This window comes from Tritonibacter mobilis, assembly GCF_001681715.1.
GTDB lineage: Bacteria > Pseudomonadota > Alphaproteobacteria > Rhodobacterales > Rhodobacteraceae > Epibacterium > Epibacterium mobile.
The window spans coordinates 327,128-341,806 of the sequence record NZ_LNWY01000012.1 but is presented as its reverse complement, the minus strand read 5'-3'; the positions used below and the strand labels follow the sequence as shown (position 1 = coordinate 341,806).

Sequence of the window (14,679 nt, the reverse complement as noted above, 5' to 3'; positions counted from 1 at the left end):
TTGACCCCGCAGGCCTGCGGTGGGTCAGAGGGCCTGTGCCCCTCTGGCGGATGGCAGGCCGCGCGCCGCAGGAGCCAAGCCTATGCAGCAGTTTCTTCGATCCCTTGGTCCGGCGGTGGCGCGGGTGCCTGCGACAGAGGCGCTGCGGGCGGGGGCGGGCGCGGTGGTGGCGCTGGCGCTGATTGGTCTGTTGCTGCTGTCACCTGCGGTGGATCTGCAACTGGGGCTGTATCTGGTGGCCCCGTTTGGGGCCAGTTCGGTATTGCTGTTTGCGGTGCCCAACAGCCCGCTGGCACAGCCGTGGTCGGCCATTGTGGGCAATACGGTTGCCGCACTGGTGGGGGTTGCGGTCTGTCTGAGCGTGGCGGACCCGGCCTTGCGGGTGGCCTTGGCGGTGGGCCTGGCGATTGCGGCAACCATGCTGTGCCGCGCGGTGCATCCCCCTGCGGGCGCGGTTGCGATGACCGCCGCCATGAGCCCCGAGGCGGTGGAGCGGCTGGGCTTTGGGTTCGCGTTGGCGCCGGTGGCCGTGGGGACGGTCGCATTGGTGATCCTGGCTGCGGCCTATGCGCGGCTGACCGGGCGGCGCTACCCGTTTCGCCAGTTCGATGACCCAAGCCCGCAGGGCACCCGGGATCGTCCCGCACAAGAGCGGCTTGGCCTCTCGCAAGACGAGCTGAGCGCGCTTCTGGACCGTTATCGGCAGAGCTTTAACCTCGGGGTGGAGGATCTGGCGCGGCTGATCAGTGCGGCGGAATTGCAGGCCGCAACCCATGGCAGCGGCGCGATTGCGGCGCGGGATCTGATGTCGTGTGACCTGATCACAGTCTCCCCCGGCGCGCGGCTTTCTGAGGTGGCGGATCTGTTTGCACAGCACCGGATCACCTCGATCCCGGTGGTTGGCGAGGGGGAGCGGTATCTGGGAGTGATCTTTCAGTTGCATCTGATCACCCGAGCGCGGGGCGAGGCGCTGGCGCTGGAGGGCGGATATATCGCGGCGCTGCGGCATCTGCTGGCAGGGGGACGCACGGGGCGAACGGGGCGTTTGCGGGCGGCGGATATCATGGATGCTTCCAGCCCCTATGTAAGCCCGGATGCACCGGTTGCGCAGCTGTTGCCGATGATGGCGGACGGGGAGGTCGATGCGGTGCCGGTGCTGGACGAAGAGCGTCTGGTGGGCATTGTGACCGGCACCGATCTGATCGCCGCCTTGGCGCATAAATCGCTCTCGGACCAGAGTGCGGTCTGAGGGCAATCTGAGGACGCGGGCAGGGGCGCAATTGCGCACATGCGGCATCACGTGTGTTCGGGATAAGCCGCTCTGATTGGGGCCAAGACTGCAGATGGGTGCAGGCTGTCCCCTATGGGGACAGGTGGGGACAGAAGGCGGGCACTTCAGATGGCAGTTTCGTAAAAACAGGATGAATTTTCTGCAACGCAGCAAAAATCTCTTGAAATGCTGCGCTGCGGCATGCATATTGTGGGCAACGGCGGGAGTGGCCCGCTCGGGACCCCACCGGCTCGTGGCCGGGGACACGTAAATTAAGGAATGAGTACCATGGCCAAGACCCAAGATTTTTCCGCTATGATGAAAGACATGATGGCATCCTTCCCGGTTGACACATCCGCGATGGAAGATTTCTTCAAGAACACCGCAGCTTTGAACGAAAAACTGTCTTCCGTTGCGCTGCAAGCCGCTGAGAAGAACGCAGAAATCTCCTCCAAATGGACCAAAGACACCCTGACCAAAATGGGTGAAATCTCCAAAGCGAAGGCAGAGCCTGCGGATTACGCCAAAGCGGCAACCGACTTCGCATCCGCTTCTGCTGAAGTTGCGGCTGAGAACATGGCGGCCTTTGCTGAAGTTGCCAAAAAAGTTCAGATGGACACCGTTGAGCTGCTGATGGCGGCTGGCAAGGACATGTCCGAGGAAGCAACCGCTGCTGTGAAGAAGGCCACCGAAGAGGTCTCCACCGCTGCGAAAAAAGCTGCTGCTGCGAAATAATCGCCGCAAGGAAAGTCCGGGGGCTCACTTAGCTCTCCTCCCAAGAGATGAGACCCCGAAGAAAAGGGCAGGCCGCGCGCCTGCCCTTTTGTATGTGCGGCCTGTGTTTGCGGCCTGTATGTGCGGCCTGTGCGTATTGGGTGATTGGCTAGCCGTCTGACCTATGCCGGAGCGATATTGTCGGCCCATGTTCATGTGTCTCGCGACGAGGGGATTGAGGCCAAGCCGGATCTAATCATTCACTACTTTGGCGATCGCCCGCTTCATTTTGCATCCAATCCAGCAGCATCTTTGCAGCACTCGTTATCCGGCGATCCTTGGGCACGGTTAACCAGTAACTCCCGAGTGTCACGGTCGTTGCAAACGGGCGTACCAATCGACCTGAAAAAAGATGGTGTTGGAACATCGACACGGGCAACAGCGCGATGCCGAAGCCCTCGGCGGCAACATCCGCCAGCCCAAGCGAGCTGTCCAGAACCGGCCCTGTGAGGGAAGGACAGGCCTCTCCGGCCTGCGCGAACCAAGCGGACCATTCATCGGCTCGGTAGCTGCGCAACAGCGTGTGCTTGCGCATATCCGCCGGGGTCTGGATGTCCAGATTGGGGGAACAGAGCGGCGTCATGGGCGCATCCATGATGTGATAGGCTTCGACCCCCGGCCATTGGCCGTCGCCAAAGCGAATGGCGGCATCCAATCCCTCGCGGGCGATTTCCACGCGATTGTTGTGGGTGGACAGACGCAGCGTGATTCCGGGATGCGCCCGATCAAAGGCCTGAAGCCGGGGAATGAGCCACCCCACGGCGAAGGTTGTCACGGCGCCGATGTTGAGAATTTCGGTCGGCGGGCCACCGGCAACGCGGTCGAGCACGCGGGCAATGTCGTCCAACCCCCGCTCCATCACCGGGAACAGCGCCTGTCCGGCGTCGGTCATGACCAGTCCCGCCGGGGTGCGGTGGAACAGGGTCACGCGCAGCACATCCTCGAGCCGCGCGATCTGGTGACTGACCGCCGCTTGCGTCACGCGAAGTTCTATGGCGGCGCGGGTAAAGCTGCCCTGACGTGCGGCCACCTCAAAGGTGCGCAAGGCATTCAGGGGAATGTCGGGACGATCTGGCATGAGCTGAGCTTATATGCAGGTCAATATGTTGTCGTCTTCTTATTGCGCGCCGCTGCGGATATTTCAGCCTCGAAAACTGAAATGGACCAGACATGAAACGCAACTCCCTCCTCTCCACCCTGATCGTGACAGCTTCGTTTAGCCCAGTGTTTGCGCAAGACAGCCAGCAGAGGTTTGAAACTGACGCCGCCGCAAGCTTTGAGAATGTAATCGCGGACTACGATATCCCCGGCCTGATCGTCGGCGTAACCCATAATGGGCAGCACCAGTTCTATCAAACCGGGCTGGCCTCGCGCGAGGATCAGCGGCCTGTGACGCCTGATACGCTGTTCGAGCTTGGCTCCATCAGTAAGATTTTCAATGTCACGTTGGCGACCTTGGCCGAGGAGCGGGGACAGTTGTCGCTTGATGCGCCGGTCTCGACCTATCTTCCGGCCCTGCAAGGGGCACCGGCAGGGGAGCTGACGCTGATGGATCTTGCAACGCATCATTCCGGTGGCTTGCCCTTGCAGGTTCCAAGTGAGGTGGCAGATGTCGATCAACTGGTGGACTGGCTGGCGGACTGGCAGCCATCTGAACCGGGGGCGCGCAGCTACTCCAATATCAGTATTGGCCTTCTGGGGCGCATCACCTCCGACGCGATGGGCATAAGCTATACTGATGCCCTGCAGACGGATCTCCTCCCTGCGCTCGGGCTGACGAATACGTGGATCGATGTTCCCGAGGACGCGGCGGCCTCTTACGCATATGGTTACGACCGGAAAACGAATGCGCCAATCCGTGTCACGCCCGGCGTTCTTGACGATGAAGCCTATGGTGTAAAGTCCTCTGCGCGTGACATGCTGACACTTCTGGACGTGGAGCTTGCAAAGGGGGATGTCTCTCCCGAAATCCGAAATGCGGTGTCTCGCACTCAGAAGGGGCAGTTCCAGACGCGACTTTATACGCAGGCCATGATCTGGGAGGCTTATCCCTGGCCTGTCGCACCGGAACGTATGGTGGAGGGGAATGGCTATGATTTCATCCTCAATCCCCAACCGATGCATGAGGGGGCGGATCGGTCCGATGAGGATATCATCCTGAACAAGACGGGCGCCACGAACGGGTTCGGTGCATATATTGCTCTGGTCCCTCGCAAAGATCTGGGGGTCGTGGTCCTTGCCAACCGCAACTATCCCAACGAAGCGCGGGTCCGCGCGACCCTTGACCTGATCACACGCATTCTTGCTGAATGAGGCAATGTTACCGACGGCATCGGCATGCTCGCAAGGGCGTGGCGAAGGTCGGTTTTATCCCGCTCACCGGACTTTCGCTAGTGGGCGGTTCAATAATTTCGGCGGCAACACGGTCATTTGGGACACCAACGCAGAGTGTGGTGGTGCCCGATTGACTGTAAGGACAGGGGCACTGGGGGCTAGCCTCTGGCAAACGCACGCAGGTCCGAGGCCAGTTCACGCAAAAAGGCGGCACGATCCGGGTGGGCATCCACCGCGCCTGGCGGCGGGCTGTCCATATAGGTGAAATGGTCTGCACCGCTGTCGCAGCGAAAATCGACCGGGGCCTCGCCAATCGCTCGATCCCCGTGGCCTCGATTCGCGAGTTTTTTGTCGAGGAAGAGCTGCTGACCAAAGCGATATCGCAGACGCAGCACCGTCTGAGCAGCCAATGTGGTGGCAATGGTGGCATCTCCTTTTGCTTTCAGCACTTTCTTTTTGTGAGCGGCTCGCCTAGGATTTTCTGCAACGCGCAGAATTCCGGGGGAAAAGAGAATGGCGGAACAGGATAAGCCTCTGCTCATCAAACGCTATGCCAGCCGCAGGCTCTACAACACCGAGACCAGCGATTATGTGACGCTGGAAGATATCGCGGGCTTTATCCGCGACGGGCGCGAGGTGCAGATCCTCGACCTGAAGACCGGCGATGACCTGACCCGCCAATACCTGCTGCAGATTATTGCGGAACATGAGAGCCGGGGCGAAAACGTGCTGCCGGTCAATGTGCTCAATGATCTGGTGCGCAGCTATATGGTGCCCGGTGGCGGGGTGATGCCGCAGTTCCTGCAGGCCTCATTCGATATGCTGCGCGACAGCCAATCGAAGATGATGGAGAATATGAACGCCATGAACCCGATGGCGCAGATCCCGGGGTTCGAGGCGATGAAAGCTCAGCAAGAGGCGTTCCTCAAGGCGATGACAGGCGGCTTTGGCGGCGGCTGGACCGGTGGCGGCGAAGAAGGCGCAGGCACCGAAGGCGAAGAAGATCTCAGCGCCATCAAACGCCAGTTGGCGGAGTTGCAGGAAAAGCTCTCCAAACTGAGCTAAGCGGCAGAGTGCCACCAGCGATCAGAAGGCCCCGGATCATCCGGGGCTTTTTTGTGGTTCGGTGAAATCCGAGAGGAGGGCAGCGCGCCGCAGGCGCGCTGCCCGGCCCAAGGGGCTGCAGGACATCTTTGATGTCCTGCAGCTGCGCGGGAGCGCTCCCGTCCAGCGGCGCCACATCAAGATGTGGCGCCGCCAGTTGGGCCGGGCGCCGCGCTGACGCGCGGCGGGGGCAGGTGGCACAGGCAGATCAAAAAAGAAAGGGCCGCGTCTTCACGCGACCCTGAGGAATTTGAAAGGCTGACCGATCGGTCAGGCCGCTGCAGCGCGGGCCATGGTTTCCTCGACCGAGGACAAAATGATCTGCGCGATCACATCCAGCTCCTCATGCGTCAGCCGCACCGGCAGGCGCACGTCGCAGGCGCGCATCAGCATGGCGCGGGTTTCGGGCAGCTCCGGCAGATCCTTCAGAAACTGCCAGTTCCAGAACGCACGAGCATTGTCGGTGGAGCGGCCAAAGATCTGGACCTTCACACCTTTGTCTGCGGTGGCCTGCGCAAAGGCTTCGATCTGCGCATCATCCATGCCGACCAGATTGAACTGGATCGAATCCGGGGCGCGCCGCTCCGGCACCAAAGGCGCGGGGACGTGGAAATTGGCATGCGCATTCAGTTTTGCCGCCACGTAGTCGTGGTTCTTCAGCCCATCCGCGACCCGGCGCGCCAGCTCCGGGATCTGGGGGCGAATGACAGCGGCCGAGAGGTTGCTCATCCGCAGGTTATAAAGCGGCAGCAGGTTCTGCCAGCGGCCAAAAGCCTCTGCCAGCGCGGTGCCGTTGTCGCCGCGGGCGGGTTTGTGTTTCTGCCAGTTGTGTTCATAGGCGCCGGACATGATCACCGCGCGCGCCACCACATCGGCGTCATTGGTGACCAGAATACCGCCTTCGCCGGCGTTCAGCATCTTGTAGGATTGGAACGAAAAACACCCGACCTTGCCAAGCGTGCCAATATTGCGCCCATGCCATGTGGTGCCGAGCGAATGGGCCGCGTCCTCGACCACGGGGATGTCACGCGCCTCGCAGAGCGCCATGATCGCATCCATATCCGAGGTATGTCCGCGCATGTGCGAGATGATCACCGCCGCGATATCCTGATCGAGCTTGGCTTCGAAATCCGCCATATTGATGCGGTAGTTTTCGCCCACCTCACAGAGCACCGGCACGCAGTCTGCATGCACCACCGAGGATGGTACCGCCGCAAAGGTAAAGCCGGGGATCAAGACCCGCGCATCCCGGGGCAGGTCCAGCGCCTTCAGCGACAAAAACAGCGCCGCCGAGCAGGACGACACCGCCAACGCGTATTTGGAGCCCAAAAGCTCGGCAAACTCTGTCTCAAGCAGCGACACCGGCGCATCCTGCGGCGCGGTATAGCGAAACAGATCGCCCGATTGCATCAAAGCCTCGATCGCTTCGCGCGCAGCCTCAGGGATTGGCTCGCCCTGATGCACATTTGGAACCTCGGTGTTCGGGACTTGGGGGGAGGATGCCTGCTTCATATTTCAAAATCCTGAATTTACCTTTTCAAAATTATAAAACAACGACGCAAGGAAGCCAAGGATTCCCCTGTACTCAGGGGTTTAGTTGGCAGGAATTTCACGAAACTGTTGCCTTCAGGCGGGGGTTTTTGCCCTCAAAGTGCGGCAAGCGGCCCGTTGAGTAATAAACCAGATTCGCTGGATTTAGGTCTGCTTCATCTTTTCAGAAATACCTCGGGGGTCCCGGGGGCGGAGCCCCCGAACATATAAAACTGTGGGCAGAGCCCCCGAGCATACAAAACTGTGGGCTGAGCCCCTGGATATCTAAAACTGCGGGTAAGGCTCCCGCGACAGGCCGGATCAGATCCCAAGCCGGTCGCGCAATGAGAACCACGTCATTGCCAGCACCAGCAGCGGCGAGCGCATACGCGCACCGCCAGGAAAGGGCGTGGTGGGAATGCGGGCCATGGTGTTGAATCCGTCGCTTTGGCCTGCAACGGCCTCGGCCATCAGACGGCCCGCATGGGTGGCCGTGCCCACCCCATGCCCGGAATAGCCAGAGGCCGAAAGGATGCGCGGCGAGACCCGTGCCAGATAGGGCAGCCGTTTCATAGTGATCCCAAGAGTGCCGCCCCATGCGTAGTCGATCTTAACATCGCGAAGATGCGGGAAGATCTCGCTCATTGGGCCGCGCACCTTGGCGGCAATATCGCTGGGAAAGCGGTAGCCATAGCTTTCGCCGCCGCCAAACAATAGCCGCTTGTCATGGCTGAGGCGGAAGTAATTCACCACAAATTTGCTGTCCGCCACCGCCACGTCACGGGCCAGAACCTGCGCGGCGGCATCGCCCAGAGGCTCGGTTGCGGCGACAAAATTGTTGATCGGCATCACCCGTGCGGCGACCTGTTCGTTCAGGCCGCCAAGATAGCCATTACAGGCGAGGATCAGATGATCGGCGCGCACGGTGCCCTCGCCGGTGCGCACCTCGACCTGCGGGCCGTCCTCGATGGCAAAGACTTCGCTGCGTTCATAAATCTGCGCGCCTGCGGCAGTTGCTGCACGGGCGAGACCGAGAGCAAAATTTAACGGATGCAGATGCCCGGCACCATGGTCCAGAATGCCGCCTTTATAGGCGGGTGAGGGGCACATGGCATGACAGGCGTCTTGATCTAAAATCTCAATCTGATCATAGCCATAACGGTCTTGCAGGTGGTGGCCATAGTCATGCAGATGTCGCACGTCCCGCGCGCTCTCCGCAGTCCAAGCGACGCCCGGTTTCAGGTTGCAGTCGATCTGGTGCTTGGCGATCAGGGATTTCACCAGATCCTTGGCTTCTTCGCCCAAGGCCCAGAGATGGGTGGCATCCTGTTGCCCCACCATTTTTTCCAGCGCTTCCTGGTCCTGACGCTGGCCGGAGCCAAGCTGGCCACCGTTGCGCCCCGACGCCCCAAAGCCCACCCGCTGCGCATCCAACAGCACCACCGAGCGTCCTGCTTCGGCCAGATGCAGCGCTGCGGAAAGCCCCGTATAGCCCGCGCCCACAATGCAGACATCCGCCCGCACCCCGCCCGAAAGCGAGGGGTAATGTACCCCCGGCGTCGCGGTGGCGGCATACCAGCTTTGGGGGTATTTGCCGGGGCGGTCGTTTGCGTGCAGAAGGTTCAGCGCCATCGGGTCGGCCTCATGGGTCTGCCACCCCTGGAGTTTGATCGCAGGGGGCTGGTCTTTCAGCTTCTCATAAATATCCAATGCGCCGCGCCCGAGACTGGACGCAGCACCAATGGATCAGACGTTCAGCAGCAGGTGCTCGCGCTCCCACGGCGAGATCACTTGCAGGAACTCCTCGTATTCGGCGCGTTTCACCGTGCTGTAGACGCGGGCGAATTCGGGGCCGAGCACCTCATGCAGAGCATTTGACTCCTCAAAGAGATCAAGCGCCTGACCCATCACTTGTGGGAAATCGCCTTCGCCTTCATAGGCATCGCCCTTGAATTGGCGGGTGGGGCGGCGTTCTTCCATCAGGCCGAGATAGCCACAGGCCAATGATACCGCGATGCCGAGGTAGGGGTTGCAGTCCATCCCTGCGATGCGGTTTTCAACCCGGCGCGAGGCGGCACTGGACAGGGGCACCCGGATGCCGGTGGTGCGGTTATCCCGCGCCCATTCCAGATTTATCGGGGCTGCGTGGTTCTTCACATAGCGCCGATAAGAGTTCACATAAGGCGCCATCACCGCCAGTCCGGCGGGCAGGTGGTTCTGAAGCCCCGCGATAAAGTGATAAAACGCATCCGTTTCGCCACCTTGCGGTCCGGAAAAGATGTTTTCACCGCTCTCAATATCGATCACCGAATGGTGGATATGCATGGCAGAGCCCGGTTCATCCGCGATCGGTTTCGCCATGAAAGTTGCAAAGCAATCATGGCGCAGCGCCGCCTCACGGATCAGACGTTTGAAGTAAAACACCTCATCCGCGAGCTTCACCGGAGACCCGTGGCGCAGGTTGATTTCCAACTGGCCCGCGCCGCCCTCTTGGGTGATGCCGTCGATTTCAAAGCCTTGCGCCTCGGCAAAATCATAGATGTCGTCGATCACCGGGCCAAATTCATCCACGGCGGTCATGGAATAGGCCTGACGCGCCGCCGCCGGACGGCCAGAGCGGCCCATCATCGGCTGGATGTCACGGGCAGGATCGACGTTGCGGGCCACCAGATAGAATTCCATCTCAGGCGCCACCACGGGTTTCCAGCCCTGCGCCTCATAGAGGCCAACCACATGTTTCAGCACGTTGCGCGGGCTGAACGGGATCGGGTCACCGTCACGGTCATAGGCGTCGTGGATCACCTGAAGCGTCCAGTCGCCGGTCCATGGAGCCGCCGTGGCGGTGCTCATGTCCGGGCGCAGGATCATATCCTTTTCGATCCAGCCATCCTCGTCTGCGGCATCCGCCCAGTCGCCGGTGATGGTTTGGTAAAAGATGCTGTCGGGCAGGTGAAAATAGTCCTGCTTTTCGAATTTTGACGCTGGCACCGCCTTGCCTCGGGCGATGCCCGGCAGGTCTGAGATAACGCATTCAACCTCGTCGAGACGACGGCCCTCCAGATAGGTCTTGGCTGCTTCGGGCAGTTGCTCTTGCCAGCGCGTCGGGGTGGGCATCAGGTCCTCACTTTCTTGAAGAAGTCGGCAATCTCGTTGGCTATCAGGTTGGAATCGGTCGGGCGGTCGAGGGAGGCCCCGGCCGCGTTGAGTTGTTCATCAGGCACCACGCCCTTGCCACGGGTGCGCAACAGCCCGTCGACAAAGCTGTTCTCGAACTCCGGGTGCGGCTGCGAGGTCCAGATGTGGTCGCCATAAGCCAGAAAGGCATTGGCGCAGAAATCGCTCTTGCCGATCACGCGGGCCTCGGCGGGGAGATCCACCACCTGATCCTGATGCCAGGCATTCAGTTGCACCGGCGCGCCATGCAGGCGGTATTCGGTATGGCCGACGCTCCAGCCGCCGTCATATTTCACGACCTTGCCGCCAAGGGCCTGCGCGATGATTTGATGGCCAAAGCAGACCCCCACCAAGGGCATCTTGCGCGCGTGAATCTCGCGGATCAGGTCTTCGAGCGGGGGAATCCAGTCGTGATCCTCGTAAGCGCCGTGTTTTGATCCGGTGATAAGCCAGCCATCCGCCGCCTCCGCGCCATCGGGGAACACACCATCCAGCACCGGATAGGTGTCAAAGCTGAACCCATGCCCATCAAGGAGCGTGCGGAACATTTCATCGTAGTTCCCGGAGGCGGATTTCAGTTCGTCTGGGGCGTGGCCGGTTTGCAGGATGCCGATCTTCATAGGTCACCAAATATGATCAAAATACAAGGGCAGGACACAGAGGTCTCTCCCTGCCTCATACGGCCTCCAGCCACGAGAGCCAATGACTCTCTGCCGGGCGCTCGGCAAAGCCAAGGAGTTCCTGGCGTTTGGTCATCACCAGATTGCGGATCGCCATTGGCGGCAGGATGCGCGCGATGAGGGGGCTGTTTTCAAACAGATCAATCGCCTCGGCCCAGCTGCCGGCCAACTGCGGCAGACCTTCGATGTCGTAGATATTGCCCTCGGAGGGGGGCGGGGGTGTCGCGCCATCTTCCATGCCGATGAGGGCCGCGCCAAGGACGGTTGCCAGCATCAGATAGGGGTTGATGTCGCCGCCCGAGACCCGGTGTTCGATGCGCCGCGCCTTGGGGCTGCCACCGGGAATACGAATGGCGGCAGTGCGGTTCTCATAGGCCCAGGCGGCAGAGGTCGGGGCATGGGCGCCCGGCACCAGACGGTCGTAGGAATTGCCATGCGGAGCAAAAACCAGTGTGCTGTCGCGCATGGCGTTGATGCAGCCCGCCACGGCGGCGTGCAGCGCAGGCGTGCCCTCGGGGCCGCCATTGTCAAAGATGTTGTTGCCGTCGCGATCCACAACCGAGAAATGCACATGCATGCCGTTGCCGGATTCCTCGGCGTAGGGCTTGGCCATAAAGGTTGCGGCAAAGCCATGTTTGCGCGCGACCCCTTTGACCAGCGCCTTAAAGAGCCATGTGTCATCGGCGGCGCGCATGGCGTCCTGATGGGTCAGGTTGATTTCAAACTGGCCCAGACCGGCCTCGGAAATCGCATCCTGTGCCGGGATGCCCATCGCCTCAGCGCCGTCATAGAGATCGGTAAAGAAGTCGTCATAGGCGTCCAGTTCCGCAATCGAAAGCACCGATTGCTGATCGAGCGCCCGCCCCGTGAGAGGGTCAATCGGCGGCAGCGGTTCGGTGCCCGCGTCGTCGATCAGGATGAATTCGAGTTCCGTTGCGGCGGCCACCTGCCAGCCTTTTTCGGTGTAGCGGTCCAGCACATGCGCCAGCACCTGACGCGGATCGCCAAGGAAGGGGCGACCGTCTTCATGCACCATTTTCATCGGCACCAGCGCCGAAGGGGTCGCAAGCCAGGGCATCGGCACCGCGCCGCGTTTGGTGGGCAACAGGATGCCATCGGCATCGCCGGTTTCAAACACCAGTGGGCTGTCTTCGATGTCGCGGCCCCAGATGTCGACGTTCAGGACCGAGAACGGCATCCGGGCCGAGCCTTCGCCCAGTTTTGCCGCCATACCAGCGGGAAGTCGTTTGCCGCGCATCTGTCCATTGAGGTCACAGGCGGCGATGCGGATTGTTCTGAGCGCAGAGAGGTCCATGCGCGTGCTCCTTGTCTTGCTAAAGACACATTGGCGCGGCCAGATGGCTCTGGCAAGAGAATTTGATCAAAAATTATCGACAGTGCGGGCAAAGGCTGCGGGCGAGAGGCTGTTGAATGTCAGATGGAACTGACTGTCGCGTACGCGAGAGGCGGCAAAGCCATGCCAATTGAAAGGTGGCGCAGCGGGAGTGATGGACATAACCCGATTTCACACAGCAGAAGCGGCAGGGCCGACACCCACCTCCGTGTTGTGGTCATTCAATTTTGAAAACTGAATTCACAGGTCGCGGGGCGGAGCTGATTTTAGAGGTTGGCCCTCAAAGGCATGATCTTGGAAATGGAACTCACGTTAAGTGTGCTCAATCAGTTGCGCTAGCACAGGAAGTAGAGACCTCCCAAATCGTGCCAGCACGTTTTCTTGTGTCCTTCCAAAGCACGGGACCAGGTGAAGATCCGCTGCGAAGACAGATGATGTCGGTCGCCAATACTGCAATCAAAAAATTCCCATGCTCGGAATGTGTCGGAGCATCAATCGCGAGGGTAAAGCCTTGCTTTGAGTCAACGTCAATCACTCGCCCTGAAAACTTCTCTCCGAGCATTTCTCCAGTGAAATCAGTGGGAAGCGATCCATCTGAATGGATGGGGAACGCGAAATTCAGGGTCGACATCACCGCATCGAGGTTCACCGTTCCATCGGATAGCAGGGGCACCTCAACAACATCGGCGTACGCGGGCTGTAGCAAAAAGAGGCTTGCAATAAGGGATTTAATAATGCGCACGTTTCTATAGCCTCTGATCGGCACCAACTATGACAGCCATTACAGCGCTGTCTAAGTCGACACAAGTTATACGCAGTTCTGACATCTCTGGTAGCGGCCGTTCGAGGCAGAATTGCAAGGTTCTGCAGTAACATAACTGCATGATATTGCCACCGATTGAGACACAGGTTGTGACGGCCGATAGGGGCGCAGCACTTGGAAGATGCGCAATCTCTAGTCGATATCGACCGGTGACATCTCGTCCCCTTGCGCCCGTTCGATGGCGTTGGCGATCAGGCGTGGCACATCGGGCAGGGCACCGAGGACCGGCAGCAGGTCGCCTTGAAAACCGGCCTCAGCGAGGGCCTCGGGAATGTCGTGGCGCACATGGGCACCTGATTGCGCAAAGAAAGGCAGGCAGAGGGTTTGGGGGCCACAGTCCCGCGCAGCCTCTGCGATAAAGGGCGGTTGCTCGACAAACCCGGTGACTAGGCGCAGGCCGGGCAGGGCTGGGCGGAGCTTGGCGGCAAAAGCCTCGGCGGCCTCGGCGGCTTTTGGACCGCGCGCAGAACCATGGGCGGCCAGCAAAATCTCGGAGGCCTCGGGCTGCCAGCCCCGGCGTGCCAGTTCTGCGCGGATTGCCGCCACTGTGAGATCAGGGAGCGCAGGGTCCAGTCCAAAGGGCGTCGCCATACGGTAGCGCCAGCCGGAGAGCCTGCCGGGCAGCACCTTGCCGGTGAACCAGCCGCGCGCCATAAAAAACGGGTAGATCACCGCGCCATCCTCGCGCATGGCGGCCTCAAGAAAGCCTTTGGACGAGAGGGTTGCGGACCGCACATCCCACCCCGGCAGATGATCCTGCACCGCTGCGGCCACCGCAGCGAGATGGATTTCCGGCGGCGGCGGCGCAGACGGCTGGCCGTGCGACGTGAGAATGGCAATGCGGGGGCGCGCGCTCATGTGGGTCCTAAAACTGCTTTGAGACCCAGAACTTAGATCGCAGCCTGCGCTTGGGAAAGGGCCAGCGGCGGAAATAGTGCGGTTTGATCTGTGTCGCGCAGCTGGCGCAAGCCCGTGTGGCTGGCGCTCTGATGGCCGCAAGGTGCAAAAATCCCGGATATGTGGTTGACGGCCAAAAATCCTTCACATACATCACGGTCTACGAAGCGGGTATGGTGAAATGGTATCATAAGAGCCTTCCAAGCTTAAGGTGCGGGTTCGATTCCCGCTACCCGCTCCAAATCCTCTCTCAAGTGCTAGACATATCAGCCTCTTAAGGGGGTGCTTGTCCCACACTCAAAAGCCCCGTGGGACAGATCTTTCAATCCAGTTCCTCGCGTTTGGCTATGGCATCCTGAGCCCGAGCCACCGCTCCGCGACTTTCTCCATGCCTTTTGTGTGGACCTCCGCCTTGGCCTGCGTGGCCGTGGATGGTCTGCTATGCAGCGAGCGGATGTGTTTGACGTGATGGCGGGTAGATTGAGATGACGCTCATTTGCGGCCAAGGAACACGCCAAGCAATCTCATCGGTGGGAGGTCGCAGGCTCGCGCCACGCGATGAACGCGCTGCCGAGCGTCAGGGTGGGGAACTGCAAGTCTTGCAAGCACCTGTGGCGAGGCGGGCCTCGCCACAGGTTCTCCAAGCGAGGTGCGGAGCGATCACCTTGTTCAAGGTGGGGCCACTCAACGCATTTGCTTGGAGGGATTTGCACGTTGCACATGCTCTCACAGTGCAAGG

General features: G+C 60.5%; 14 protein-coding genes and 1 tRNA gene. 5 read left to right on the top strand and 10 right to left on the bottom strand.

Annotated features, from left to right (window positions below):
• Positions 1–82: 82 nt before the first annotated feature.
• Both UB90_RS12860 and UB90_RS12855 read left to right on the top strand, forming a co-directional pair.
• On the top strand, positions 83–1,249 hold the full coding sequence (locus UB90_RS12860) for an HPP family protein (protein ID WP_065326054.1): 1,167 nt from the start codon (positions 83–85) through the stop codon (positions 1,247–1,249).
• A gap of 309 nt (positions 1,250–1,558) precedes the next feature.
• Positions 1,559–2,005: a phasin family protein gene (locus UB90_RS12855; RefSeq protein ID WP_005638392.1), complete on the top strand. Its 447-nt coding sequence runs from the start codon at positions 1,559–1,561 to the stop codon at positions 2,003–2,005.
• 235 nt (positions 2,006–2,240) lie between these two features.
• Here UB90_RS12855 and UB90_RS12850 read toward each other — a convergent pair whose 3' ends face one another.
• Complete coding sequence (locus tag UB90_RS12850; protein WP_065326053.1) at positions 2,241–3,122, bottom strand: LysR family transcriptional regulator; 882 nt, start codon at positions 3,120–3,122, stop codon at positions 2,241–2,243.
• 92 nt (positions 3,123–3,214) lie between these two features.
• On the opposite strand from UB90_RS12850, the gene ampC reads away from it, so the two are divergent.
• A complete protein-coding gene (gene ampC, locus UB90_RS12845) occupies positions 3,215–4,357 on the top strand; it encodes a class C beta-lactamase (RefSeq protein ID WP_065326052.1) in 1,143 nt (380 codons plus the stop codon).
• 179 nt (positions 4,358–4,536) lie between these two features.
• Here ampC and UB90_RS12840 read toward each other — a convergent pair whose 3' ends face one another.
• Positions 4,537–4,827, bottom strand: coding sequence for a hypothetical protein (locus UB90_RS12840; RefSeq protein WP_065326051.1), 291 nt, complete (start codon positions 4,825–4,827; stop codon positions 4,537–4,539).
• A 64-nt stretch (positions 4,828–4,891) separates the two neighbouring features.
• Here UB90_RS12840 and phaR point away from each other — a divergent pair, with 64 nt between their 5' ends.
• A complete protein-coding gene (phaR, locus tag UB90_RS12835) occupies positions 4,892–5,443 on the top strand; it encodes a polyhydroxyalkanoate synthesis repressor PhaR (protein WP_009176322.1) in 552 nt (183 codons plus the stop codon).
• Between the two features lie 309 nt (positions 5,444–5,752).
• Here phaR and UB90_RS12830 read toward each other — a convergent pair whose 3' ends face one another.
• From UB90_RS12830 to UB90_RS12800, 8 genes are all read right to left on the bottom strand, one after another.
• Positions 5,753–6,994: a DegT/DnrJ/EryC1/StrS family aminotransferase gene (locus UB90_RS12830; protein WP_065331979.1), complete on the bottom strand. Its 1,242-nt coding sequence runs from the start codon at positions 6,992–6,994 to the stop codon at positions 5,753–5,755.
• A 339-nt stretch (positions 6,995–7,333) separates the two neighbouring features.
• A complete protein-coding gene (locus UB90_RS12825; protein ID WP_065326111.1) occupies positions 7,334–8,644 on the bottom strand; it encodes an NAD(P)/FAD-dependent oxidoreductase in 1,311 nt (436 codons plus the stop codon).
• Positions 8,645–8,758: 114 nt separating this feature from the next.
• On the bottom strand, positions 8,759–10,126 hold the full coding sequence (locus tag UB90_RS12820; RefSeq protein WP_065326049.1) for a glutamine synthetase family protein: 1,368 nt from the start codon (positions 10,124–10,126) through the stop codon (positions 8,759–8,761).
• Complete coding sequence (locus UB90_RS12815; RefSeq protein WP_065326048.1) at positions 10,126–10,806, bottom strand: type 1 glutamine amidotransferase; 681 nt, start codon at positions 10,804–10,806, stop codon at positions 10,126–10,128. Before UB90_RS12815 ends, UB90_RS12820 begins: the two co-directional genes overlap by 1 nt.
• A 55-nt stretch (positions 10,807–10,861) precedes the next feature.
• Complete coding sequence (locus tag UB90_RS12810) at positions 10,862–12,181, bottom strand: glutamine synthetase family protein (protein WP_009176278.1); 1,320 nt, start codon at positions 12,179–12,181, stop codon at positions 10,862–10,864.
• Positions 12,182–12,247: 66 nt separating this feature from the next.
• The gene (locus UB90_RS23260) at positions 12,248–12,382 is read right to left on the bottom strand and encodes a hypothetical protein (RefSeq protein ID WP_264753307.1); all 135 of its coding nucleotides are present in this window, start codon (positions 12,380–12,382) and stop codon (positions 12,248–12,250) included.
• 160 nt (positions 12,383–12,542) lie between these two features.
• The gene (locus UB90_RS12805; protein WP_065326047.1) at positions 12,543–12,962 is read right to left on the bottom strand and encodes a hypothetical protein; all 420 of its coding nucleotides are present in this window, start codon (positions 12,960–12,962) and stop codon (positions 12,543–12,545) included.
• Between the two features lie 213 nt (positions 12,963–13,175).
• On the bottom strand, positions 13,176–13,901 hold the full coding sequence (locus tag UB90_RS12800; RefSeq protein ID WP_065326046.1) for a sirohydrochlorin chelatase: 726 nt from the start codon (positions 13,899–13,901) through the stop codon (positions 13,176–13,178).
• Positions 13,902–14,107: 206 nt separating this feature from the next.
• On the opposite strand from UB90_RS12800, the gene UB90_RS12795 reads away from it, so the two are divergent.
• Positions 14,108–14,181: transfer RNA gene (locus UB90_RS12795), tRNA-Gly, on the top strand.
• The last annotated feature ends 498 nt before the right edge of the window (positions 14,182–14,679 follow it).